This is a genomic window from Anaerolineales bacterium (genome assembly GCA_022866145.1).
GTDB lineage: Bacteria > Chloroflexota > Anaerolineae > Anaerolineales > E44-bin32 > PFL42.
In genome coordinates this window covers 1-24273 of record JALHUE010000071.1, presented here as the reverse complement: position 1 = coordinate 24273, position 24273 = coordinate 1, and the positions used below count along the sequence as shown (strand labels likewise).

21 protein-coding genes, 1 tRNA gene and 1 pseudogene are annotated in these 24273 nt (G+C 65.8%); 11 read left to right on the top strand and 12 right to left on the bottom strand.

Annotated elements, in window-relative coordinates:
- Nucleotides 1–8: 8 nt before the first annotated feature.
- Complete coding sequence (gene cmk / locus MUO23_02295) at nucleotides 9–1454, top strand: (d)CMP kinase (protein MCJ7511782.1); 1446 nt, start codon at nucleotides 9–11, stop codon at nucleotides 1452–1454.
- A gap of 351 nt (nucleotides 1455–1805) precedes the next feature.
- Nucleotides 1806–3647, top strand: a complete 1842-nt coding sequence (gene glmS, locus MUO23_02290; protein MCJ7511781.1) for a glutamine--fructose-6-phosphate transaminase (isomerizing) — start codon at nucleotides 1806–1808, stop codon at nucleotides 3645–3647.
- Between the two features lie 234 nt (nucleotides 3648–3881).
- Here the strand turns inward: glmS and MUO23_02285 are convergent, their stop codons facing one another.
- The 3 genes from MUO23_02285 to MUO23_02275 are packed head-to-tail and all read right to left on the bottom strand — an operon-like array spanning nucleotide 3882 to nucleotide 7845.
- On the bottom strand, nucleotides 3882–4709 hold the full coding sequence (locus MUO23_02285; GenBank protein MCJ7511780.1) for a universal stress protein: 828 nt from the start codon (nucleotides 4707–4709) through the stop codon (nucleotides 3882–3884).
- 9 nt (nucleotides 4710–4718) lie between these two features.
- The gene (locus tag MUO23_02280; GenBank protein MCJ7511779.1) at nucleotides 4719–5798 is read right to left on the bottom strand and encodes a hypothetical protein; all 1080 of its coding nucleotides are present in this window, start codon (nucleotides 5796–5798) and stop codon (nucleotides 4719–4721) included.
- 4 nt (nucleotides 5799–5802) lie between these two features.
- Nucleotides 5803–7845 (bottom strand): thioredoxin domain-containing protein, encoded by a 2043-nt coding sequence (locus tag MUO23_02275; GenBank protein MCJ7511778.1) that lies wholly within the window; start codon nucleotides 7843–7845, stop codon nucleotides 5803–5805.
- A gap of 49 nt (nucleotides 7846–7894) precedes the next feature.
- Between MUO23_02275 and MUO23_02270 the strand changes: the two genes are divergently transcribed.
- A complete protein-coding gene (locus MUO23_02270; GenBank protein ID MCJ7511777.1) occupies nucleotides 7895–8284 on the top strand; it encodes a VanZ family protein in 390 nt (129 codons plus the stop codon).
- On the opposite strand, the gene MUO23_02265 is transcribed toward MUO23_02270, so the two are convergent.
- Both MUO23_02265 and MUO23_02260 read right to left on the bottom strand, forming a co-directional pair.
- The gene (locus MUO23_02265) at nucleotides 8248–9018 is read right to left on the bottom strand and encodes a segregation/condensation protein A (GenBank protein MCJ7511776.1); all 771 of its coding nucleotides are present in this window, start codon (nucleotides 9016–9018) and stop codon (nucleotides 8248–8250) included. The genes MUO23_02270 and MUO23_02265 overlap by 37 nt on opposite strands.
- Nucleotides 9015–9473 (bottom strand): hypothetical protein, encoded by a 459-nt coding sequence (locus MUO23_02260; GenBank protein ID MCJ7511775.1) that lies wholly within the window; start codon nucleotides 9471–9473, stop codon nucleotides 9015–9017. The genes MUO23_02265 and MUO23_02260 overlap by 4 nt, the downstream gene beginning before the upstream one ends.
- Nucleotides 9474–9640: 167 nt before the next feature.
- Here MUO23_02260 and MUO23_02255 point away from each other — a divergent pair, with 167 nt between their 5' ends.
- The gene (locus tag MUO23_02255; protein ID MCJ7511774.1) at nucleotides 9641–10054 is read left to right on the top strand and encodes an OsmC family protein; all 414 of its coding nucleotides are present in this window, start codon (nucleotides 9641–9643) and stop codon (nucleotides 10052–10054) included.
- Between the two features lie 162 nt (nucleotides 10055–10216).
- Complete coding sequence (gene trxA / locus MUO23_02250) at nucleotides 10217–10576, top strand: thioredoxin (GenBank protein MCJ7511773.1); 360 nt, start codon at nucleotides 10217–10219, stop codon at nucleotides 10574–10576.
- A 201-nt stretch (nucleotides 10577–10777) separates the two neighbouring features.
- Here the strand turns inward: trxA and MUO23_02245 are convergent.
- Nucleotides 10778–11764 (bottom strand): annotated as a pseudogene (locus MUO23_02245) (ketoacyl-ACP synthase III).
- Nucleotides 11761–13020 (bottom strand): beta-ketoacyl-ACP synthase II, encoded by a 1260-nt coding sequence (gene fabF / locus MUO23_02240; protein MCJ7511772.1) that lies wholly within the window; start codon nucleotides 13018–13020, stop codon nucleotides 11761–11763. Before fabF ends, MUO23_02245 begins: the two are co-directional and overlap by 4 nt.
- Nucleotides 13021–13198: 178 nt before the next feature.
- On the opposite strand from fabF, the gene MUO23_02235 reads away from it, so the two are divergent.
- Nucleotides 13199–14146, top strand: a complete 948-nt coding sequence (locus MUO23_02235; protein MCJ7511771.1) for an NAD(P)H-binding protein — start codon at nucleotides 13199–13201, stop codon at nucleotides 14144–14146.
- 86 nt (nucleotides 14147–14232) lie between these two features.
- Nucleotides 14233–15093 (top strand): GNAT family N-acetyltransferase, encoded by an 861-nt coding sequence (locus MUO23_02230; protein MCJ7511770.1) that lies wholly within the window; start codon nucleotides 14233–14235, stop codon nucleotides 15091–15093.
- A gap of 8 nt (nucleotides 15094–15101) precedes the next feature.
- On the opposite strand, the gene MUO23_02225 is transcribed toward MUO23_02230, so the two are convergent.
- From MUO23_02225 to MUO23_02210, 4 genes are all read right to left on the bottom strand, one after another.
- Nucleotides 15102–15671, bottom strand: a complete 570-nt coding sequence (locus MUO23_02225) for a VTT domain-containing protein (protein MCJ7511769.1) — start codon at nucleotides 15669–15671, stop codon at nucleotides 15102–15104.
- Nucleotides 15668–16147 (bottom strand): peptidylprolyl isomerase, encoded by a 480-nt coding sequence (locus MUO23_02220; GenBank protein MCJ7511768.1) that lies wholly within the window; start codon nucleotides 16145–16147, stop codon nucleotides 15668–15670. Before MUO23_02220 ends, MUO23_02225 begins: the two co-directional genes overlap by 4 nt.
- Nucleotides 16148–16176: 29 nt before the next feature.
- Entirely contained in the window at nucleotides 16177–16827 is a 651-nt protein-coding gene (gene udk / locus MUO23_02215; GenBank protein ID MCJ7511767.1) for a uridine kinase, read from the bottom strand.
- A gap of 147 nt (nucleotides 16828–16974) precedes the next feature.
- A tRNA-Thr gene (locus MUO23_02210) sits at nucleotides 16975–17050 on the bottom strand.
- A gap of 102 nt (nucleotides 17051–17152) precedes the next feature.
- Between MUO23_02210 and MUO23_02205 the strand changes: the two genes are divergently transcribed.
- The 4 genes from MUO23_02205 (at nucleotide 17153) to MUO23_02190 (ending at nucleotide 22405) form a co-directional block, all read left to right on the top strand.
- Nucleotides 17153–18400, top strand: a complete 1248-nt coding sequence (locus MUO23_02205; protein MCJ7511766.1) for a glycosyltransferase — start codon at nucleotides 17153–17155, stop codon at nucleotides 18398–18400.
- 106 nt (nucleotides 18401–18506) lie between these two features.
- Nucleotides 18507–19298, top strand: a complete 792-nt coding sequence (locus tag MUO23_02200; protein ID MCJ7511765.1) for a YdcF family protein — start codon at nucleotides 18507–18509, stop codon at nucleotides 19296–19298.
- Between the two features lie 160 nt (nucleotides 19299–19458).
- Nucleotides 19459–20682 carry a M28 family metallopeptidase gene (locus MUO23_02195; GenBank protein ID MCJ7511764.1) on the top strand — a complete coding sequence of 408 codons (1224 nt, stop codon included), beginning with the start codon at nucleotides 19459–19461 and terminating at the stop codon, nucleotides 20680–20682.
- A gap of 220 nt (nucleotides 20683–20902) precedes the next feature.
- On the top strand, nucleotides 20903–22405 hold the full coding sequence (locus MUO23_02190; GenBank protein ID MCJ7511763.1) for a hypothetical protein: 1503 nt from the start codon (nucleotides 20903–20905) through the stop codon (nucleotides 22403–22405).
- 106 nt (nucleotides 22406–22511) lie between these two features.
- Here MUO23_02190 and MUO23_02185 read toward each other — a convergent pair.
- The coding region (locus MUO23_02185) for an ATP-binding protein (protein ID MCJ7511762.1) at nucleotides 22512–24273 on the bottom strand (1762 nt) is incomplete at its 5' end.

The window sequence follows — 24273 nt, the reverse complement described above, 5'->3', positions numbered from 1 at the left end:
CGATAGGCATGGCCCGGGCCAGGACGATTGCCATCGATGGGCCGGCCGCTTCCGGGAAATCCACGGTTGCCCTGCGGGTGGCCAAGGCCTTGGGTTACCTGTTCCTCGACACAGGGGTCATGTACCGGGCAGTGACGCTGGCCGCCCAGCAAGAGGGGATCGACACGGCGGCCGAAGCCCCGGTCGCCGCTCTGGCGGGTCGATTGCGGATCGATGTCCGACCGGCCTCGAAGATCGACGGCCGGTTGTGTGATGTGTTCCTGGGTGGCAAGGATGTGACCTGGGCGATCCGCGCTGCCCAGGTGGACGCGGCGGTCTCGCAGGTGTCGATGTACAGCGGTGTCCGGCAGGCTATGACCGGCCTACAGCGGGAGATCGGCGCCCGCGGCGACGTGGTCATGGCCGGCAGAGACATTGGGACGGTGGTCCTCCCCGATGCCGACCTGAAGGTGTATCTGGACGCCAGCCTGGAAGAGCGAGCGCGGCGGCGGGCCAGCGAGCTGGCAGCGCGTCGTCAGCCGGCCGACTTCGCCGCGATCCTCAAGGGATTGGAGGCGCGGGATCGCCTCGACTCAACCCGCGAACTCGCTCCGCTCAAGCCGGCCGCTGACGGAGTGGTATTGGATACGACGCGGCTGACCGTTGAGGGGGCTGTCGCCGAGGTGCTGCGTTTGGCCGAGGGTGCTCCCGAGACGAGCGGGCAGGGTAGCATGGATCCGTCCACGACGGCGCCCAGCCTGCTGCCCCGTGGGCTGTCGGGCAGCTACGACCATGGCCGCATGGAAGCCCGGCGGAACGCCTATCGCTGGATTCTGCGGCGGATGGTCTTCCCCCTCTTCGTCAAGATCAAGCGTGTCGACGGGCTGGAGCACCTGCCGGCGCAAGGGCCCGCCATCCTGATGATCAACCACATCGCCTTCATTGACCCGGTGGCGCTGCTTGGCGTGCTGCCGCGGAACGTCGTGCCGATGGCGAAGGCCGAGGCCTACGATATCCCGGTGCTGGGCTGGATGCCGCGCATGTGGCAGGTCATTCCGGTGCGGCGCGGGGAGGTCGACCGCGAGGCGCTGCGCAGGGCGCTGGCGGTGCTGGCGGCGGGCGAGGTGTTGATCGTGGCGCCGGAGGGCACGCGCTCGCCGGCGCTGATCCAGGCGCGCGAAGGGATTGCCTATCTCGCTCACCGCAGCAGCTCTCCGATTGTCCCGGTGGCGATCGAGGGCACGGAGGGGTTCCCGGCGCCATGGCCGGCGAAAGCCTGGCGGGGAGCGGGTGCCGAGATTCGTCTGGGAACCGCCTTTCGTTTTCGCCCGCTGGGGCGGACGCCGGACCGCGCCGAGCTGCGGCTGATGACCGATGAGGCGATGTATGTCCTGGCCGAGATGCTGCCTGCCCACCGCCGCGGCCACTACCACGACCTGGGGCGAGCCACCCAACATACGCTGGACTGCGCATAGCCATGTTTGGTACTGTGGCTGAGCCCACGGCGGGTCCGGTATAATCGGTCCAACGCCCAGACAGGAGTTCCAGCGAGGACAGAGAATTCGGAAGTGCAGGGTAGCGCATGGCCCCTGACGGGGTGACGAGGCGAGGGTTCCCTGCTTCGCGGCAGGGCTAACCGGAAGACGAGAGCGGCTCTCCACCGTTCTCCCGGGAAAATCGAGAGATCAGCGGATGCCCTCCGGGCGAGCCACCGCCCGACCCATGCCCAAGTGAATCCAGCCGACAAGACCGACCGGGCGACCGGTCGGGCAATACGGCTGGGAGGGCGCAACCAACCGATCTACCCAGTTCAAGGGAGGCGTTCCATGTGTGGCATCGTCGGCTATGTCGGCGGGCGCGATGCTGCGCCCATCATCTTCACCGGGCTCAAACGGCTCGAATACCGCGGCTACGACTCGGCCGGTCTGGCGGTGATCCAAGACGGTACGATCCAGGTCCGTCGCCAGGCGGGAAAGCTGGATCGGCTGGGTGCAATGCTGGCGGCTGACCCGGTGCATGGACAGGTCGGCATCGGTCACACCCGCTGGGCAACGCACGGAGAACCCAGCGCCCGCAATGCCCACCCCCACCTGGGATCGACGGGGAGGGTGGTAGTTGTGCACAATGGGATCGTTGAGAACTTCCTGCCCCTCAAAGAGGAATTGCTGGCCGAAGGCGTGGAGTTCGGCTCCGACACCGACACCGAGGTGATTGTGCACCTGGTGGAGAAATTCCTGGCCATGGGCCACGGCCTGGCCGAGGCCGCCCGGCGCACGCTCACGCTGCTGAAGGGCGCCCACGGAATCGTGCTGCTCTCGGCCGATGAACCCGACAAGATCATCGCCGCCCGCCTGGGCAACGCCGGCGGCGTCGTGCTTGGGATCGGGCAAGATGAGATGTTCCTTGCCTCCGATATCCCCGCCATCCTCGAGCACACTCGAAGCATGGTCTTCCTGGACCCGGGCCAGATGGCTGTGGTCCGGCAGAGCGCCTACGCCCTCGAAACCATGGACGGAAGCGTGGTTCGGCCGGTGATCCACAGCGTTCCGTGGGACCCGGTGGCCGCCGAGAAGGGCGAGTACAAGCATTTCATGCAGAAGGAGATCCACGAGCAGGTTCGCTCCTCGACCGACACCATCGCCGGGCGGGTGGATTTCGACGACGCCCGGATCCTGCTGCCCCAGCTCGGCCTGACTCCGACCGACGCCGCCGCCATCCGCAAGATCGTGATCACCGCCTGTGGGACGGCAGCCCATGCCGGCATGGTGGGCAAGGTGATGATTGAGTCGATCGCTCGCATCCCTGTCGAGGTCGACATCGCCTCCGAATTCCGCTACCGCGAGCCCCTGGTCGACAGTGACACTGTCGTGCTGGCGATCAGCCAGTCCGGCGAGACGGCGGATACCCTGGCGGCGATCGATGAGGCTCGCCGGCGCGGCGCCAGGATCTGGTCCATCGTCAACGCCGTCGGCTCACAGGCCATGCGCATTGCCGACGCCTCGATCAGCATGCAGGTGGGGCCCGAGATCGGGGTCGCTTCAACCAAAGCCTTTACGGCGCCGCTGATCGACCTGTACATGCTGGCCGTGCTCCTGGCAGACCTACGCGGAGGGCTGACACCGGCGCGACGCAAGCAGCTGGTCGCCGACCTGCGGCTTGTGCCGGACCTGGTCGGGCGAACGCTGGAACGTGAGCCGGAAGTCGAAGTTGTCGCCCGGACGCTCAAGGAGATCTGGCATTGCCTGTACCTGGGGCGGGGCATCAACATGCCGATCGCCTACGAGGGCGCCCTCAAGCTGAAGGAGATCTCGTACATCCATGCCGAGGCGTATCCCGCCGGCGAGATGAAGCACGGGCCGATCGCCCTCGTCGACAAGGACTTGCCGGTTGTCGCCATCGCCCCCAAGGATCCCTGGTATGAGAAGATGATCAGCCAGATCGAGCAGACCAAAGCCCGGGGTGGGCCGGTGATTGTCGTGGCGACGGAAGGCGATACCCTCGTGCCGCCGCTGGCCGACCATGTCCTGTGGGTGCCCGAAACCCCCTGGCTGCTGAGCCCGATCGTCACCATCGTTCCGCTGCAGTTGCTGGCCTACCACGTGGCTGTGCTGCGGGGCGCCGATGTCGACCAGCCGCGGAATCTGGCCAAGAGCGTCACAGTGGAGTAAGCCGACGCCAAGTGCAGGTTGCGACTGAACGATGCCGGACCCACTGGGCAGCGCCTGCGGAAGAGCGCAGGAATCTCGTCTTGGTCGACAGACCGGGCGGGATGAGGCAAGCTGCAGTCACTACCCCGGGTTCATCGCTTCCCTGCTGGGTTGAGGGGTGGTTGCCCGGCTGACCGGCGCGGCTTCCCCGTGCGACGGCTGCCTGGAAGGAGCCCGTTGGTGGATGTGAAGGGCTCACCCCGAGGTCGAGGAGGGCTCCGGCCGAATCACCAGGACGGAGCAGGGCGCGCGCCAGGCGATTTCGGCTCCGACATCCTCAAGAAGCAGGTCACTCCAACGCCGCGCGCGGCCCGGCGGCAGGCTGCCGATCACCAGCAGGTCATATCCTCCCTCATGGAGTTCGGCCACGGCTTCGTCAGCGACCAGCCCGTGTCGCAGCACGGGAAGGACCTCCCCCCCGTATTCTTCACTGGCGAACACCTCGATCGCCTGCCGGAGATGCATCCCCTCACGCGTGCCGCGCTGCATGGCCGTCTCGGCGCTGTCCACGAGGTCAGCATGGGGGCTGGCATTGCTGAATGCCACCTGCGACATCACGTGCAGGATGCTGACCTCGATCTCCCCTGTGTCTAGGATCCCTGCCGCGGATCGGAGCGTGGCCAGCGAGGGTGTCTCGCCGCCTGTGCAGATCAGGGCGCGGCTGAGGCCGCCGGCAGAAGGCCGGGCCAACAGCAGGTCGGTCGGACAGGCGCGGAACAGCCGCTTGGCCGTCGATCCTAGGGAGGCGCGAGGCGAACGCCAGCCGCAAACGACCAGCCCCAGGTCGCCAGCCTCCTCGATTTCGGCCAGGATCTCCGGCACAACCGGGCCACGCCGGATCTTGGGCCGCACAGGCCAAGGGAGAGCAGGCAGGCGCGGGGGCTCTGCTGGAGTCACCGCTTGGCGCTTCCCGACAACCGTCAGTAGAGTGATCGCTGTCGGCCCCCTCAGGCTGAGCTGCGCCAGGAGCTGGAGCAGGGGTTGAGCTCGGTCGGGTTCTTTGCAGCAGACCAGTACGTGCATCGTTCGTCCTCAATAGTAGAACAGCAGAATGATCGGGACGGCGAAGATGGCGGCCAGGTAGACCGTGAGCCATCGGCGCCGGAGCGCCAAACGCCGCATCAGGCCGACAATGGCTCGTTGATACGGACGGTACACGAACAGCAGGATGAGCATCGACACCAGCCCGACACTGGCCATCTCGGCCAGGACGACAGTCACTGCCGCTGGGTTTCCCAGCATAGCGGCTGCCACCAGGGTGTCGACAAAGGTTGTGATGTTGGCGCCCATGATGTAGGGGATGGCGTTCTCCTGGCGGATGTAGCCGCGGGCCGACAGCGGGACCAGCAGGCTCAGCGACAAAGATACGGAAAGCGTGACCGAGGTCACCGCCGCGCCGAGCAGGAAGGTCACCAGCGGCCGGTAGAGCAGGCGGTTGATCCTGCCGAGATCGGTTTGTTCGATCCGTAGGGTTGGCAGGGCGCGGTCGATCACCCGGAAGCTGGTCAAGATCAACGCGAACCCTATCGGCAGCAGAAGCCACAGCGGAAACAGTCGCGAGAAGCCGCTGACGATCGAGTTCAGCAGCAGGTCCAGCGGTGATTCCATTGCCTGTTGCGCAGTGAATCGTACCCCATTGAACCAATCGGCCCGCAGGAAATACAGGCCAACGCCGAGAGCGGGGATGTAGGTGGACTGAGTCACCAGCAAGGCCAGCAGGCCCGCCCCCAGCGACATCTCCCGGCTGCGGCCGCGCAGCATGTAGATGAACCCGACAAGGACCACAACAAACGACGCCCCCAGCCTCGAACCGGCGATCATGGCGAAGGATTCCCTGACCGACAGCGCGCCAGCATCTTGGAAGCTGAGGGCGGTGGCGGCAACGGGAGAGCCCGACAGGGCGAGGCTGGAGAGCACCCAACCAAACCCAAGGGCGCTCGCCGGGCTGGACACCGAGAGCTGTGTTCGAAGGAAGGGCGTGACCGGAACCACCCCTTCCTTCATCAGGAGCAGGCCAAGGAAGAACACCAAGACCCCCGCCGCTAGCATGACCAGACGACGGACGAGGCGCAGTAGCCGGCTGTTCGGCCCGAGAGGGCGCCGAGGGGTCACGCCCCTAGACCTTCTGAAGCTGAGCACGCAATTCGGCCGGATCCGTCGTCGGCAGGTCGCAGTGGTAGTCCTGGCACAAGTAGGCTGCCGCCTGTCCGTTGATCGGCCCTCGATTCAGCAGAAGGGCAGGCCCTTCCGGCCGATACTGGGGTGCCCCGGCGGTCAGCAGCCGCGGATGGAACCCGGCGGCGGCCGTCGCCATCAGGGCCTGGAGGTCCGGGAAGCCAGTTCTCCCCAGCAGGGCCAGCTGCCAGCGGGGTCCGCAGGCGTAGTCCAAGGCGGCCAACCAGGCGGCAAATGCGCCCGGGTGCTGCCGGCCGAGAGGCTGCATCCGGGCGATGGCCCGCTCGGCGGCGCGCTCAAGCCGCTGATCGTCGGCGAGCGTGGCGAGCTGGAGCAGCAGGCTGGCGGCCAGGGCGCCGCCGGAGGGCGAGGGGGAGTCTTGAAGCTCCATCGGTCGGAAGAGTAGGCCGTGCTCATCCGCGGGCACATCGTAGAAGCCGCCAGCGGGGTCCTCGAAGGTGCGCAGAATCTGCTCGGCACAATCCAAGGCCGCCGAATACCAGCGGTTGTCGAAGTCAGCCTGGTAGAGCGTCAGAAGTCCGCTGCCCAGCGCGGCGAAGTCCTTCAAGAACGCCGGCACCTTCGGCCGGCCGTCGCGCCAGGCGTGATGCAGTCGCCCACGCTGCTCCCAGGAGAACAGCAGGAACCCAGCCAGTTTCTGGGCAGCGGCCAGATAGGTCGAATCCTGCAGGGCCCGAGCGGCATCGGCCAGTGTGGCCAAGAGCAGGCCGTTCCAGTCGGTCAGGACCTTCTCATCGCGGCCCGGTCGGCGCCTGTGCTGGCGTGCCTGGAACAGCACGCCGTTGACCTGCTTGAGCATCACCCCAAACTCGGTGAGGCCAAGGCCCAGGCGATCGGCCAGTCGGGTTGGGGCGAGGGGCAGGTGCAGGATGTTGCGACCCTCGAAGTTGCCGCCTTCGGTGGTGCCGTAGGCCGCTTGGGCGAAGTCCGAGAGTCCGGACGGTTCCAGCAGCTGGCGAATCTCCGGAATCGCCCACAGGTAAAACCTGCCTTCCTCGCCCTCCGAGTCGGCGTCCTCCGAACTGTAGAACCCGCCGACGGAATCGGCCATCTCTCGCAGCAGGTAGTCCAGCGTGCTGCGGCTGACCTGCAGCAGCTCCTCGTCGCCGGTCAGCTGCCAAGCATGCAGGTAGGCCCGAGCCAGCAGCGCATTGTCGTAGAGCATCTTCTCGAAATGTGGCACCTGCCAGGCGGCATCGACGGAGTAGCGGTGGAACCCGCCCCCCAGCTGGTCATACAATCCACCGTGCGCCATTCGCTGCAGGCAGTCCACCGCCATGTCGAGCGGGAGCCGATCGTGGTTGCGTACGTGCAGCCTCAGCAGGAGCTCGATGGCAGAGGCCTGCGGGAACTTGGGTGCGCCTCCCCAGCCGCCGTGCGTCCAGTCGTAGGTCTCGAAGAGTCCCCGGGAGGCCGTGCTCAGCAGATCGGTGTCCAGCCCCGCATCGGCCTCGCCCCCCGCCGGCGCCTGGGTCAGATGCTCCAGCACTCTTTGGGCGGTGGCCTGCAGCCGGGAGCGATCACTGCGCCAGGCCTGGGCCATGGCCTGCAAGACCTGGCGGAAGGCGGGCAGGTTGTGGCGCGGCTCCGGTGGAAAGTAGGTGCCGGCGAAGAACGGCTCGCCTGCCGGCGTCAGAAAGGCCGACAGCGGCCAGCCGCCCTGTCCGGTCATGGCGACGACGGCCTGCATGTAGATCGCGTCCAGATCCGGGCGTTCCTCCCGGTCCACCTTGATTGGGACGAAGTCCTGGTTCAGCAGCCAGGCGGTCGCAGGATCCTCGAACGATTCGTGGGCCATCACATGGCACCAATGGCAGGCGGCGTAGCCGATGCTCAGGAAGATCGGGCGGTCGTGGGCGCGGGCGAAGGCCAGGGCTTCGTCGCTCCACGGCCACCATTCCACCGGGTTGTCGGCATGCTGCTGCAGATAGGGGGAGCTTTCGGAGCGCAGACGGTTGGGCACGTCAGCCTATACCGCGTTGGACTGGAGGGCGGGTGGTAGAATGGCCCGCATGTCTCCCCGCGCCGTCCTGCTTCGTTGGCTGCCTGCCGTTGGAATGATGATGGCCATCTTCGCCTTCTCCTCACTGCCGGCCAGCCGCCTGCCGTATTTCGGCGAGTTCGATCTGCTCTTCAAGAAAGGCGGGCACGCCATCGGCTACGCCCTGCTGGCGGTCGCCTACTTCTGGGCGCTTCCGCCGCGCCTGGCCAGCGGCTACCGGGCTGTGCTGGCAGTGACCATGGCGTTTCTCTTCGCCCTGAGCGACGAATTCCACCAATCGTTCGTCGAGGGCCGGACATCGGCCCTGCGCGATGTCGTCATCGACACGGCCGGAGCCACGGTGGCGGTGTTCATCGCCGGCCTCTACTCCTCGAATTCCAGATCTACCAACGGCAGTTGATCCTCCTGCCACTCCGGCCCACGCACGATCTCGATTTCTCCGAAAAGGACGGGCTGCTCGGCTTCAATAGCCTTGCGTTTCAGCAGTTCGAGCACGGCCAGGAAAGTGACCACGATCTCCAGGCGAGTGCGCGCATGTCGAATCGCCTCGCGGAAGGTGGTGCGGCCGGCGGCCCGCAGGGCAGCGGCGATCAGGCGGATCTTGTCGCGGATGTGCACTACCGGCAAGGCCATGACCTGAGCGAAACTGGCGGTGGCCGCGCCGAATGCCAGGGCGGCCTGCAAGGCGCGCAGCAGCTGGGGGAGCCCGACGCCCGTCAGGTCGAGCTTGGGTGCGATCGATGGGGGCGCCGCCAGACGCAGATACGACCGCAGGTTCGACTGCTGGCGCTCGGCCAGCTGGACGGCCACCTGCTTGTACTTCTTGTAGGCCATCAGCTGGCGCGCCAGCAGGTCTCCCGGATCCTCCTCGCCCGGCTGACGAACCGGTGGCCGAGGGAGCAAGGCCTCAGACTTGATCTGGATCAGCCTGGCGGCAATCACCAGGAACGACGCCAAGTCGGCGATCTCGTGCTGCGAAGCGCGGCGCAGGTAGTCAAGGTATTGATCGGTTACCTGAGCCAGGGCGACCTTGGTGATCTCGAGCTCCTCGCGTTCGATCAGGTCCAGCAGCAGGCCAAGCGGGCCCTCGAAGACCGGCAGAGCGACCTGGTACTGCGGAGGGCTCTCCATCATCCGGCGATCACCAGGCCGACGATGCACGCAGCCCCCAGCACAATCGCTCCCAGCGCAATCCCGAGGCTGAGCAGCATCCGATCGGACCTGCGCCGCTGCGCTTCCTGGATGGCCTGTTGTTCCTCTCGCCGGCGGTCGATCTCGAGGAATTCCTGGGAGCGGGCTTCGGAAGAGCGCTGCTCGCTCTCCTTCAGTGCAGGGGCCTGGTCGCGAACAGAGGCCAGGAAGGTGGGAGTCCTCGGATTGGAGTGTCGGTTGAGCACCTGGTCCACCAGGGTCAGCGGACGGCCGCAGGCGGCACACGCGTCATCATCGGCGACGTTGGCGCCGCCGCAGCTGGGGCACAGGACCAGCGGCGGATCGAACACCATGCCGCACTGCTGGCAGGTCCAGGCGCCCGGTTCGTGGACCAGGTCCAAGGAGAGGCAGCTCGGGCAGACCTGCTCCAAGTTCACCGTCTCCTCCCCTCACGGTTGTTCAAGGACAGGATTATACCGCCCGGACTGCGTTGGCCGCCGGCCACCGCACCTGCTTCTGGGCGCAGGCGCTGAGCTGGGCCGGGTCTGGGAGGGCCGGGGATGCTATACTGCTCCCCCACCAAGCCCGCAGAGGGGAGGCTGATTTGCCCAGCGCCCGTGTGGTTTGGATCGAGCACAGCGCGTTCCTAGGCACCGACAGCAACCGGCACACAACCCTGGTCTCGAGTCAGCAGGGCGATGCGGCCTACGGGATCAAGCCGACGGAACTCTTCTTGATCTCGCTGGCATCTTGCACGGCGGTCACCTTCGTCCAGGTGATGCAGAAGAAGCGCCAGTCAATCACCGGACTGGAGATCGAGGTTGAGGGCACCCAGAGCCCCGATCCCCCTTGGGGGTTCCAGAAGATCCGCATGCTGTACCGGGTGAGCGGTGTCGGTCTGGATCCCCAGGCCGTCGCCCGCTCGATCGAACTGGCCGAGCACAAGTACTGCTCGGTGGCCGCCAGCCTGAACGATCAAGTACAGTTGGAGACCCGCTACGAGCTGCTACCGGCCTAGACGGTTGCCTGCTGCCGTCCGCTCGGGAGGGCAGGGCCGCCCCCCAGGCCCGGCCAGCGAGGGCAGGGTGAGCGGGCGTACCTGATGGCTGCCTCCACTGGGGCGGCAGGCCGGACGGCTGTGGTAACATGGCACGCCGGAAAGGATCATGCTGTGGAACCCATGAGTGAACCTGTACATGTGACGGACGCGGCCTTCGAGAAGACCGTGCTCCAGTCCCCCCTGCCCGCCATTGTTGACTTCTGGGCGCCGTGGTGTGGTCCGTGCCGCATGGTGGCCCCGATCCTAGACAAGATCGCCAAGGAGTACGCTGGCAAGCTGATCGTGGCCAAAGTCAACACAGATGAGAACCCCACCTGGGCGCAGTCCTACGGTGTGCAAGGCATCCCGACGATGTTGTTTGTCGCTCGGGGGAAGGTGGTCCACCAGCAAGTGGGAGCGGTACCCGAACCCTATTTGCGGGATATGGTTGACGAATTCTTGCAGACGGCTTCCACCCTGAGCCTGCCGGACAAGAACTGATCGTTTGTCTGGGTTCCGTTGAAAGATGGCGGGGCGCACTTCTGTGCGCCCCGCAGTCGTCTACTCCCTAGGCTCGTTGGCCGCCCCCCAGAGCAATCCCTCCAGCCTGCGAACCAGGCGCAGGAAGGCGGCTCGCAATCGGGCGAATATGCCGCGCACCCGGATCTTCCCGCGGCGGCTGCGGCTGACCTTGCGCTCGGTCTCCGCCCATTGCAGGACAAGCGCCCCCCAGGTTAGGCCGGCGCCGAAACCAACCAGGACCATGTGGTCCCCCGGTTTGATCCGACCGGCGTGTACCGCTTCGCAAACGGCGATCGGGATGGAGGCACTGGAAGTGTTCCCGTACTGCTCGATATTGACAACGAAGCGCTCCATGGGCAGGCGCAGGCCGCGGGCGGCAGCTTCGATGATGCGCAGATTCGCCTGGTGAGGGACCACGACCTTGATATCGCTCATCTGCAGCCCGGCCTTCTTGACGACTTCTCGCGTGGCTGAGGCCATCACGTGCGTGGCAAAACGGAAGACCTCTCTGCCGTTCATCTGGATGGTGTGCTGCTTGCGATCGACCGTCTCGTGGGTGGTCGGCAGCCGGCTTCCGCCCGCCGGAATGGCCAGCAGGCCGCCGCCTGAGCCGTCCGAGCGCATTACCCCCGCCAAGACCCCTCCCGGCGTATCGCGAGCCTCGAGGACAAATGCGCCGGCGCCGTCGCCAAACAGGATGGCGGTTGAACGGTCTTCCCAGTCAACGAACCGCGAGAGCGTCTCCGACCCGATGACCAGCGCCGAGTCGATCGCGCCGGTTTGGATCGCCTGGGCAGCCATGTTGAGGGCGAAGATGAAGCCGGTGCAGGCCGCCAAGAGATCGAAGGCGCCGGCCTTGGTTGCGCCGAGGGCATCCTGCACCAGGCAGGCCGTCGCCGGGAAGATGTGCTCCGGCGAGCCTGTGGCCACGATGATCAGGTCCACCTGTGCCGGACCGATGTCTGCGCTTTCGAGGGCGTGGCGGCCGGCCTTGGTGGCCAGAGTGGCGGTGGTATCGTGCTTGTCCGCGATCCGACGGGCATGGATCCCCGTGCGGCTGATGATCCACTCATCGTCGGTATCGACCATTCGCTCCAGTTCCACATTGGTCAGGACGCGATCGGGGACGGCCATTCCCCAGCCGGTGACGTGGGCGTAGCGGGTCATGCGGAGCGGCCGATCGCGTCTGGGTGGGCGAAGATGAGGGAGGCGTTGTGTCCGCCGAAGCCGAAGGAGTTAGAGAGGATGTAGCGGGCCTTGAGCTTGCGCGCAGTATTGGGGACGTAGTCGAGGTCACAGTCCGGATCGGTCGTCTCGAGATTGATTGTGGGCGGAATGATCCCTTCCTGCAAGGCCCTCACGCAGAATATCGCCTCGAGGGCGCCGGCCGCGCCCATCAGGTGGCCGGTCATGGACTTTGTCGACGAAATCGGGATGCGGCCGGCCATCTCGCCGAAAACCGTCTTGATGGCCGTCGTCTCACTGGCATCGTTGAGTTTCGTGCTGGTGCCATGGGCGTTGATGTAGTCGATGTCCGCAGGGGCCAGGCCGGCGTCCTTCAGCGTCAGCTGCATACAGGCGGCAGCGCCGGCGCCGTTCTCAGCCGGGGCGGAGATGTGAAAGGCGTCGTTGGTCGAGCCGTACCCCACGACCTCAGCCAGTATCCGCGCCCCGCGCGCAAGTGCGAACTCGAGCGCCTCGAGGACGAGTGTGGCCGAACCCTCCCCGATCACGAAGCCGTCGCGATTCAGGTCAAAGGGCCGAGAGGCTCGCGCCGGATCGTCGTTGCGCCGGGAGATGGCCCCCATGGCGTTGAAGCCGGCAACGGCCACCGGGAATATGGCGGCCTCAGAACCCCCGGCCACCATGGCCTCTGCCCGGTTATGCCGGATCATCTCCGCCGCCTCGCCGATCGCGTTGGAACTTGAGGCGCAGGCCGTCACCACGGCCATGTTCGGTCCACGCAAGCCGAAGGCGATCGCCAGCTGGCCGGCGGCAGCATCCGGGAGCATCATCGGAACGGTGTGCGGGCTGACGCGCCGCGGTCCCTGCGAGAGGTAGCGCTCGTTCTCGGCCACGAGCGTTGTGACGCCCCCGATGCCGGTCCCGATGATCACGCCCACTCGGTCTCGAATGGCGTCCGTGACCTGCAGTCCCGAGTCCGCCAGCGCCTGCTCTGCGCTGACCTGGGCGAACTGGGTGAAGCGATCCGTGCGCCGGGCGAGCCGACGGCCCAAGGCCGCTTCGGCATCGAACCCCTTGACCTCGGCCGCGAAATGGGTTTCGAAGGCGGAAGGGTCAAACAGGGTGATTGGGCCGGCGCCGGAGCCTCCGGCGACTGCCGCCTGCCAGGAGCTGGCGACATCGTTTCCCAGAGGGCTGAGACAACCCATTCCAGTGACCACGACCCGGCGGCGTTCCATGGACCACCCCTCTCCCTCAAAGGTCAAACCTGCCGAGTATAACACTCGCCTTGCCCACGGGAGGCGCAGGCCTGTGTGCTAGAATTCACGAGCCTCGGCTCCAGCAGGCGGCGGGGGTGGATCGTCGCCCGCGCCCAGGTTCCGATGGTGCCACAAAACCCTGAGGAACGAAGGTCTGATGATCCTGGTCACAGGTGCAACCGGCTTCGCAGGCAGACATCTGCTGCGTCGGCTGCTGCAAGAGGGAGAGCAGCCGCGGATCCTGCTAAAGCCTTCTGGGCGCGATCCTGCTCTGCCGCGCGGCCTCAGCGTGGAGGCCGCCCTGACCTCGCTCACGGATGCGCGCGGCGTGCGGGCGGCCATGGTCGGGATTGACGTCGTGATCCATCTGGCCGGGGCCGAACATCATGGATCGGAAGTCGACCTGCTGCGCACCGATGTTCAGGGCACGCGCAACCTGGCCGAAGCGGGCGCCGAGGCTGGCGTCCGCCAACTGATCTTCGTCAGCCACGTTGGGGCGAACCGCTCCTCGGCCTATCCAGTGCTCCGGGCGAAGGCCCTGGCGGAGGAGGCCATCCAGGCCAGCGGAGTGCCGCATACGATCTTCCGCACGGGCGCGCTGTTCGGTCGGGGTGATCATCTCACCGAGAGCCTGGCTCTGGCGGCTGCAGTCTCGCCGTTGGTGTTCTTCTTGCCGGGGGATGGGGAGGTGCTGCTGCATCCACTCTGGGTGGAGGACCTGCTGACGCTCATCCAGTGGACCATGGCCGCTCCGGAGAAGGGGAGCCACATCCACGAGATCGGGGGGCCGGAGTTCCTCAGCGCCAACCAGTTGACGCGTGACGTGCTTGCCGCAGCCAGCATCACCCGGGTGCTCTCCCACATGCGCCCCCCATACCTGCGGGCGGCGTGGAGCGTCGTTGGCCGGATGCTCCCCGCCTGGCCGCTAAGAGACTTCTGGATCGACTACCTGGCTGCCAACCGGGCAGCCGAGCTGAATGCATTGCCCAGCCGCTTCGGATTGCAGCCGGCGCGCCTTGAGGCTCACCTCGACCATATCCAAGGCCGCAACTGGACCTGGGAGTTCGTTCGTCGCCTCTTTTCGCACGGGCGGATCGAGCAGTGACGGGCTGGCGGCAGGCACCTGGCTGGGAGCGTGAAGGTGATAAACAGGCCCGCATGTGCCGGGTGAGCCTCCCTTGACGGCCCGAGGTGAGACCCCCTGGTCGGTCCGGCCAGCTGGCGTCCCCCGCCCAACTGTCCGGCTGGGCGAAGCTGCAGACCGATTGCGGCTGTCCTGCGGTCGTCCCGCCGGAGGTCTTCGCCGCCCTCTCCCGGCATGGTGGCACCATTCTCGGAGTCGGGCCGGCGACCGAGCTGCACGGAGCGGCGGCCGCCTTCCTCGGCGCAGATGCCCGCTCCGATCGCCGAGTCGTGCAAGCCAGGCTCAAGCTACACCTGGCGCTTCTCCTGGTGCACCCATCCTGGCGCCGGAAGGGGATTGCCACGGCACTGATGCAAGCCCTGCGCCGCCTGGCCGAGCAGGACGGGCTGCCGCTGATCACCTGGGAACTCGATCCTTTGGATGGCGAGTGGGCCGACCTCTCCCTGCACAGGCTCGGAGCGGTCTCCCAAGCATGGGTTGGATCCCCGCTTGATGGAGAATGCGAACCACCGGCAGAGCGTCGGGTGGAAGCGGGGTGGTGGCTACGAACAAGGCGGGTGGAGTCGCGTGCCGGGTTTCGGCGCGAATCCCTTGCGCTGGCACACTATCTGGCAGCCGGTGCCCAGCCGGTCAACCCGGCTGGGCTCAACGAAGCCGGCCTGCGAACGCCATCCCTGGAACTTGAAGCAGTGGCCAAGCCGATCGTCTTGATGGAGGTGCCGGCAGATGCTGCTGGGCTGGCTCGGCGTGCGCCTGGACTAGCCGGGGCCTGGCGGCGGCAGGTGAACACCATCCTGGACGAGGCTTTCGAGAAGGGTTACTTCCTGACGGATTTCCTGCGCCTGGAGCAGGAAGCGTATCCCCGCGCCTACCATGTGCTTGCCTCAGGGGAGGGCACGCTGGGCTGAACTCGAGCTCACAAGCGGCCGAAGAACGCAGTCAGCCAATCCAGGGTGTAGGCGCCTGCTAGGGCCGTCACCAGCATCTTCAGCGTTTTGCCCACGAAGGCCGCCAACAGGAACGTCGGCACCGGCATGCGCATGGCGCCGGCTACAGCACCGGCGATATCGAAAGCCGGGTTCGGGATCATGGCCAGGACCAGGATGGCCCATCCGCCGTAGCGCTGCGTCAAGCGTTCCAGGCGATGATACGCCTCGTTGTGAGGAATCAGGGCTTGACCCGTATAGCCGGCCAGATAGCCGGTCATTTCGCCCAGCGCCGCTCCGGCTCCTGCCACCACCGCAACCCCGAGAGGATTGAGGACATTGCCCATGGCGAAGGCCACCGCCATGCTGGGCGCGGGAAAGATAATGGTCGCGTTGGCGAGGACCGAGAGGACGAAGACGCCGGGATAGCCGTAGACCTCGATGTTGGGGACGCGGCCCGCGAAGTAGTAGATGGCGCCCGAGAACGCGACCACGAGAACCAGACCCGCCAGGCGGGCCAGCTGCAGCCGCCAGCGGGTTGCGTCGGGGGTCGTGCTCAAGACTCGGCGATCTCGATGGTTCGGATGGCCACTGCCGGCGCCTGGGGGTTGGACGGATCACGTGGCGGAATGGCCAGCAATACGTCCATTCCGCTCCGGACCCGGCCGAAGACCGTGTGCTTGCCATCCAGCCATGGAGTGGCGACGTGGGTGAGGAAGAACTGCGAGCCGTTAGTGCCTGGCCCGGCGTTGGCCATGGAGAGCACCCCCGGACCATCGTGTTTCAAGGAAGGGTCGAACTCATCCTGAAAGCGATAGCCTGGGCCTCCCGTGCCGCTGCCGGTCGGGTCGCCGCCCTGGACCATGAAGTTCTTGATCACCCGGTGGAAGATCAACCCGTCATAGAAGCCCTGGCGGGCGAGGAAGACGAAGTTGTTGACCGTTGCCGGTGCCTTCGTGGCGTACAGATCGAGGACGATATCCCCCTCGTCGGTGTGCAGGGTGGCCGAGTAAACCTTCGACAGGTCAATTTGCATGGCGGGCGGTGCGCTGTACTTGCTGGAGGTCATGGCTGTGGGACTCCTCGCGGGTCTCCGAGGAGCGACTCGATCCGGGCGACCACCATATCCATCGCAACGGTGTTCAAGCCACCCTCCGGGATGATCACGTCGGCGTAGCGCTTGGAGGGCTCGACGAATTCCAGGTGCATTGGCCGGACCGTTGTTTGATACTGATGAATAACGGATTCGACGCTCCGGCCACGCTCGCGGATATCGCGCTCCAGCCGGCGGATGAATCGGATGTCCGGCGGCGTGTCGACGAAGATCTTGACGTCGAACAGCTCCCGCAGCGCCGGTTCGGCGAAGATCAGGATGCCGTCGACCAGGATGACGGGTTGGGGCTTGACCAGCACGGAGATCGACTTCCTTGCGTGTGTCGTGAAATCATAGACCGGGATACTGACCGCTTCCCACCTGCGCAGCCGCTTGACATGTTCAACCAGCAGGTCGGTCTGCAGCGATTCGGGGTGATCGAAGTTGATCAGCTCCCGCTGGGCGGTCGGCAGGTCCTTGATGTCCTTGTAGTAGGCGTCATGGCCAATGAGGGCGATGTGGGCTGCGCCGACGCGCCCGAGAATGACGTTGGCCACCGTCGTCTTGCCTGAGCCGGTGCCACCGGCAATGCCGATCACGACGGGGGCCGTGTCTTGCTGCATGCGACGATTATACCCTTGGGGCTTGCCTGGGAGCCCGCGCCGGTCGCGGCCGCGAAGAGTCGGATGCGATTCGCTTCTGAGGATTGGCGCCGCTTCAGGCAGGCAGGCTGCAGTCGGACCGAAGCGGTGACCCCCAAGAGGGGAGGATGGAGCCACCAGAGGGATTCGAACCCTCGACCTGACGTTTACGAAACGCCCGCTCTGCCGGCTGAGCTATGGTGGCCAGGCAACTTGCAGCGCCGGCAGTAGGCACGGCGCGCGAAAAGGATTATACCCGTCGGCCGCGTTCCTTGGCAAGAAACGGGGCGTCGGCGATAATCTCGACATGCGCGTGGCCATGCTGTCTTACCACACCTGCCCGCTGGCGACCCTGGGAGGGAAAGACACCGGCGGGATGAACGTCTACGTACGCGACCTGACCCGGGAACTCGGTCGGCAGGGCGTAGGCGTGGACGTCTTCACCCGCTCCCAGGACGATCATGTCCCGCATGTCCTGCATAACCTGGGTTTCGGCAACCGGGTGGTGCACGTCCCGGCCGGGCCGGAGTTACCCGTCGGCAAGGATCGACTTGAGACCTACATCCCCGGCTTCATCGAAGGGATCCAATCGTTTGCTGCTGCCAAGGGGATTCGCTACGATCTCGTCCACAGCCACTATTGGATGTCCGGGATCGCCGCCCTGGGGCTCCGAGAGCTGTGGGGAACGCCGATCATCCAGACCTTTCACACCCTGGGCGAAATGAAGAACCGGGTGGCGCGCAGTCCGGAGGAGAGGGCCTCGCCTGAGCGCTTGGCGGTCGAGAACCAGCTCCTGCGGGAGGCGGACCAGATCGTGGCTTCGACTCAGGCTGAACTCGCCCAGTTTCAGTGGCTGTACCATGCCGATCCGCACAAGGTCGTCGTGATCCCCCCCGGCGTGGACACCAGCCGTTTCTACCCCATCCCGCCGGACGAAGCCAAAGAGTTCATCGGCATGGACTGCCGCGACAACATGGTCCTGTTTGTCGGGCGCATCGAACCGTTGAAGGGCGTCGACACGCTGCTGCAAGCCATGGCGATCCTCAAGCAGGAGGGGACCCTGGAGAGGCGGCCGATGTCTGTGGCCATCATCGGCGGCGATCCGGAGGCCGATCCCGAGCGAATGACAGCCGAGATGCTCCGTCTGCAGAACCTGCGGATTGAGCTGGGGATGGGCGACGTGGTGGCATTCCTCGGCAAGCGCGATCAGGACACCCTGCAGTACTACTACTCGGCGGCCGACATGGTCGTTGTGCCTTCGCACTACGAGTCCTTCGGGATGGTTGCCCTGGAAGCCATGGCCTGCGGCGCACCGGTCGTGGCGTCTGAAACCGGCGGCCTGGCGTTTCTGGTCAAGGACGGTGAGACGGGGTTCCATGTGCCCACCTCCGATGCCGGCGCCCTGGCGCAGCGGCTCAAACTGCTGGCCGAGGATGATGGACTGCGGGAGCGTTTGGGTCGGCAGGCGGCAGCCTATGCCCGCAACTATGCCTGGGCGGATATCACTCGCCAGGTTGTCCAGTTGTACGAATCGATGCTCGAACGGGTCGCCTGATCCGGAGCGCCGACATTGGCGGGCGATCGGCTGATTCGGCCGGATCGCAATGCCGCGCCCCTCGGTCTGGCAGGGCGGACCGCCGCAACCTGGAGGCACGTTCAGCATGGACGGAATCGTCCTGTTCACCAAGTCGTACTTTCTACCGGGATCGATGGCCTTCTTGCTCCTGGGGCTGCTGATTGGCGTAGTCCTCCTCCTGGCGGGGGACCGCCGGCGGCCTTGGGGAACCCGGTGGCTGGTGGCGCTGCTGGCAGGCTACTGGCTTATGGCGACCCCCGCCTTCTCTTCGGGAGCTGAAGGCCTTCTCGGCCGCGGCTTCTCGCCGATCGCCACGAAAGCTGAAGCCAGCGGCGCACGCGCTGTGGTGGTTCTATCGGGTGGCACCGCCAGCTTCGAGGGCGCGGCCGGCAGGGTCGAGTCCTTGAGCGAAGCGACCGCCCTGCGCCTCTTGGAAGGCGCACGCCTCTACAAGATGCTGGATCAGCCCTGGGTGGTTCTGTCGGGAGGTCCCCCTGGGGACGATGGGTTGGCAACGCCCGAGGCGGTCGCCATGGAGAGGGAACTCGTTCGGTTGGGCGTGCCGGAAGAGAGAATCCTGGTTGAGATGACCTCGGCGGACACGCACGCACAGGCACAGCAGATCAAGCCGCTGTTGAACAGTCGCGGAGTAGAGGAGTTTGTCCTGGTCACGTCGGGCTGGCATCTGCGCCGTTCCCTGGGCGCCTTCGCCCGGGAGGGGATGCACCCGATCCCCTCCGCCGCCTTCGGGCGATCGATCGGAGAGGAAGCGGCGGGTCTGACATTTCTCCCTAGCGAGTCCTCGCTGGCTCGCAGCCGGGATATGGCACGAGAGGTCTTGGCGCTGGTGTACTACCGACTGCGAGGCTGGATCTAGGGAGATGGCCCTCTCCGCCACCCCCTTGGAAGAGCGGGTTCGGCAGCATGCTCGCGCCACGTGACAACGGGTCACCGGAGGCGCTCCGCGCCTTCCAATTGCGCCAGCGCAATCGCCGGCTTCTGCGCTCGGCGACGCTTCTGATCTGAAGGATCAAGGCATGAGTGAGTTGGCACAATCCGCGACCGGCTACCTGGAGTTCTTGTGTCGCCAACTCCCGGGGCGCTGTGTCGGGACGCCGGGGAACAAGGTGGCCACGGATTGGTTCGCCAAGGCGGCTGCGGCATTCGGGTTTAGGGTGGAGACCCCGGGGTTCGATTGCCTGGGCTGGGAGCAGGCAGGGGCGGAGCTCTCCTCCCTTGACCGTTCGTTTGCTGTGCTGCCGAGCCCCTACTCGCTCGGCTGCGATGTCCGGGGAGAGCTGGCAGTTGCCGGGACCTTCGAGGAGCTGCAGCAGGCGGAGGCGGAAGGCAGGGTACTGCTGGTCCACGGCAAACTCGCTCGCCAACAGCTGATGCCGAAGCGTTTCCCCTTCTATAACCCGGAGGAACACCAGCAGATCATCTCGTGGCTTGAGCTCAAGCGGCCGCTGGCCATTGTGGCGGCGACCGGACGAGACCCTGACCTGGCTGGGGGGATCTGTCCTTTCCCTCTGATCGAGGATGGGGATTTCGACATCCCGTGTGCGCACATGACCCAGGCGGAAGGGCTTGACCTATCGAGGCGCGCCGGCCAGTCGGTCGAGCTGAAGATCCGCGCCCGCCGTTCACCGGCTAGGGGCTGTAATGTTCAGGCGAGCAAGGGTCCCTTGGACGGAAGGCGGGTTGTGGTATTCGCCCACATCGACGCCAAGTTGGGGACCCCGGGGGCGCTGGACAACGCCGCCGGGGTTGCAGCCTTGCTGCTGCTGGCTGAACTGCTGCAGCCCATCTCTCTCGCACTCGCCGTTGAGCTCGTGGCGATGAACGGGGAGGACTACTACAGCGCGCCGGGCGAGCAGCTGTACGTGCAACAGAACCAGGAGCGCTTTGGGGAGATCGTCCTGGGAATCAACGTCGACGGCGCCGGCGATCGCCACGGGGACACTGCCTTCTCTCTGTACGGATGCCCGCCCGAGATCGCTGGGATTGTCCGCCAATCGTTCGGCGGCTGGCCGGGCATGATCGAGGGTGAGGCTTGGTATCAGAGCGATCATAGCCTGTTCGTGATGCACCACCGCCCGGCGTTGGCGGCTACCTCCGCCCGTTTCACTGAGCTGTGGTCAGTGATCGCGCACACGGAGCTCGACGTGCCGGAGCTGGTCAGCCCGGACAAGCTGGGGTACCTGGCGCTCGCTTTGCGGGACGTGGTCGTCGGGCTGCAAGGCCTCGGCTCGATAGCGTGACTGCCGGCCGCAGACGGGCTGGTGTCTGCTTGCGCCGGTCAACGCCGAGGCTTGAGAAGGCGCAGCTCACCCCCGGCGAGCGGATCAGAACAAACCCTGGCCCTGGCGGTTGCGCGCTGGCAGCCTGCTGCGCTTCTGCCTGACCTGGTGCCGTCCGGGGTCCGGGATTGTATAATCCGCATTGGTGGAAACGATAGTTCAACCCAAAGGGAGGCTACACATGAAGCACAGGCCGCCGATCGAACCCTTGGTTCGGGCGCTACTAGCGTTGATCCTGGCACTCGGCTTGCTGGCAGGCACCGCCGGCAGCGCCGGTGCCCAGGAGATCGTATACGGTTCCACGGTCCCAGCCGGGACGACTGTCGATCAGGACATCATCCTCTCGGGCGAAGAAGTCAGCATCGATGGCACGGTTCTGGGGGACGTGATCGCCCTCGGTGGCCGGGTGCGCGTCAATGGCCGGGTGGAAGGCACATTGATCACCATCGCCCAGGATGTCGAACTCAACGGCCAAGTCGGCGGGTCGATGATGGTGGCAGCCCTCCAGCTGCTCTCGGGCCCCGGAGCGTCAATCGGGAAGAACCTGTACTTCGGCGGGCTGAGCTTGGTGCTGCCGCCGGGTGCGACAGTAGGGCGAGACATGCTGGCCGCCACGATGGGGGCAACCTTGGGTGGAGAGGTGGGGCGCGACGTCCGAGCTATCATTGGGCCCTTCGAATTCGCCCGCTTGATCATCGGGGCGGCGGAACAAGGCGATTGGCTGGGCAAAACGCAGGCCTGGTGGGAGAGCGTGCGTCCGCAGCCGGCGCCCCAGCCGCTGCCGACCGTCCCGCCACCGGCCTCGTCCTCAGGCGGCGGCGGTCTGATGCGGGTCCGCCAGGCGCCTGTGCTGCAAGTGATACCCAAACCGGTTGTCATCCCGCTGACTGAAGCCATGGCCATTGCTCCGGTCGCGACGAAGGCGCCATCCGCCGTGGTGTCGGGCGAAAGTGTGCTCGCTTGGCTGCAGGGCAGGTTGCTGGTGTTTCTCCCGCTGGCCTTCTACGGCCTGATCGCCCTGTGGCTATTCCCCCCGAGCATCACCGCCAGTGCCGACCGACTGCGGCGCAAGCCCTGGCCGACTGCGTTGTGGGGATTCCTCGTGTTCGTGGTCGCCAACCAGCTGTTCGCTGTGGCGGCGATACTCACTCTGCTGGTGGTCGTCATCGGCCTGGCAGTTGGATTGCAGTCGATGTGGGGCTTCGCTTTCTCAATCTGGGCGCTTGGCCTCCCCGCGATTGGCTTGTGCGTCGGACTGCTGGCGGTGTCCCTGTATGGCCTGTCGGTCATCGTTGCCAGCTACGCTGCACTCAGCCGGGCACTCGATCCGGGCAAGCAGTATCTGAGACGGGCAGGTGTGATGCTCCTGGCGGCGCTGGCGTTCGTTCTGCTGACCGGAATCCCTGTCTTGGGAACGCTGGTGTGGGTAGTCGCATTCGCCGTGGGCTCGGGGGCGATGTTCTTTGCCTACACAGATTGGCGAGCGGCGCGCCGCGGCCCGCCGCTTGCCGCCCCCGCCGAACTGGTCAGCTCGCCGCCTCCCACCATTGAACCCCTGGCAGCCGCGCCCGCCGCTCCAGCGGCGGCACCAGTTACCGAGCTACAGCCTCCACCGGCCGGAGCCGCAAAGCCTCCCGCAGGGAAGGCGGCCCGGTCGGCTCCGAAGGGAAAGCCGAGGCGATAGCTCGTCGACCTGGCTCGTGGACCACAGACCAACGGGGTGCCGTGAGAACGGCACCCCGCATTCGTCCTGCTTTTGAGCCACGAGGGATTGTTTGTCGAGGGGCGGGTTACCTCTTCGTGCTTGGCAGAGCGACGGTGAAGGTTGTCCCCTCACCTTCTGTGCTCTGGACGGTGATCATCCCGCCAAACCCTTCCACCAACCGCTTAACGATGCTCAGGCCAAGCCCTGTGCCGGAGCTCTGGGATCTGCGAGCATTGGTTGCCCGCCAGAACTCCTCCCATAGCCGCCCTTGCTCGCCTTGGGGGATCCCAATTCCAGTATCGGCCACGCGCACCTGAGCGGTGTCTTTTTCCGTCACCAGCCCGACTCTGATCTCGCCGCCCGGCGGCGTGTACTTGACGGCGTTGCTCAGAAGGTTGCCGAAGATCAGCCCGATCCCTTCCTCGGTGGCCAGGACCCGCACTGGGTTGGCGGGCGAGTGGTATTCCAGCCGGATGCTCTTAGCGGCGGCCTCGGAACGGTACAGGCCAGTGATCTGCTGCAGCAAGGAGGTCAGGTCAGTGGGTTCAGGTTCGGCCTGGAAACCGGCGGTCTTGCTCTTAGCCAGTGCCAGCAGATCATTGATCAAGTCGGTGAGCACATCCAAGCGGGCATCAACTCGCTGGAGGATATCCCGCTGCTGCTCGGTGAGTTGAGCCGAGTGTTGGTGCAGCAAGGCGCGCAGCAGGCTCTGGGCCCCGCTGGTGGGGGAGCGGAGCTCATGGGTCACGGTGCGCACGAATTGGGCCCGGGCCGCGTCTTCCTCTTGAAGCGCCTGATAGCTCATTGCGTTCTCGATGGCGGCGCCGCCCTGGCGGGCGATCGCCAGGGCGAACTCGGCCGACTGCTCGTCGAAGGCGCCCACCTCGCGCCTGTAGGCCCGCAGCACGCCCATCGGCCCGCGGCGACCAATGATCGGCGCCACGATCAGGCTCCTCAGGCGCTCGGCCTCTAGGGCAGCGGGGTATTGAATCCGCCTGTCGGCCAGCGCATTGGCCACAATGACGACATGCCCGGCCAGTGCCTCGCGGTCATGCGCGCTCTTTGAAAGATAGACCGGCCCCTTCTCCTGGTAAGCCCGGCTCAGGCCATAGGAAGCCACCATCGGCAGATTGTCGCTGCCCTCTTCTAGCAGCCGGATGGATGCGCTCGGCGCCTGTAGTGCCAGCGCCGCATTGCGGGCCAGCCGCTCCAGCACGTCGCTCAAGCTTAGGGTTGCCGACAGCGCCTCCGAAGTCTGGAGCAGGGCCGTCACCTGGCGTTCGCGCCGGCGCAGGCGGGACATGACGTCCGAGGCCAGGGCGACCGTCGACGCTGCAGCGACCGTGAACAGGCCAACCTGAGCGCTGACGTACACCGGATCGAGGTACAGATCGGGAGGGATCCCGGGAATCACGTTGTGGTGGGGGAGGATCCCTCGGTATTCGAGGATGACGATCATCATTAATGCGCCGATGCCGAGAGCCAGGTACAGGATCTGGGCAGGGGAGGGCAGCAGGATCGTCACCAACAGCATGTGGATCGCAAGGAGCGGGATGGCCGGGCTGGTGGCGCCGCCAGTCAACTGAAGAAAAACGGTCAGCGCCAGCCAATCCAGCCCAACTTGCAGACCGATCAGTCGCTGCTGGTATTGGGTGGGAACGGGGAGCTGCCGGGCGCGGGCTCGTCGGATGATGAGGGCCAGCACCGCGTTGTAGAGCAGGATGGCGATTCCGACCCAGTACAGCTGCTCGGCCGGTAGCGGCAATCCAAGCAGGGTCGTGCACAGGTAGGTGCCGAGCAGAACCAGAAACCCGGCGGCCCAGCGGGTGAGGATCAGTCGGCTGTTG